This is a genomic window from Vibrio sp. OPT24 (assembly GCF_015163545.1).
Taxonomy (GTDB): Bacteria; Pseudomonadota; Gammaproteobacteria; order Enterobacterales; family Vibrionaceae; genus Vibrio; species Vibrio cyclitrophicus.
The window spans coordinates 1-210 of the sequence record NZ_JADDYI010000056.1; the positions used below are offsets into that span (position 1 = coordinate 1).

At 54.8% G+C, this 210-nt stretch carries 1 rRNA gene; it reads right to left on the reverse strand.

What is annotated here, in order from left to right:
• Positions 1–210 (reverse strand): 23S ribosomal RNA (locus IQO02_RS20000); the annotation flags it as partial.

Below are 210 nucleotides of genomic sequence, written 5' to 3' on the forward strand. Positions count from 1 at the left end.
GATTTACCTAAACCACCCGCCTACATACTTGAACCTGGACAACCGTCGCCAGGCCCACCTAGCCTTCTCCGTCCCCCCATCGCAATTGTAAGAAGTACAGGAATATTAACCTGTTTCCCATCGACTACGCCTTTCGGCCTCGCCTTAGGAGTCGACTTACCCTGCCCCGATTAACGTTGGACAGGAACCCTTGGTCTTCCGGCGAGGGAG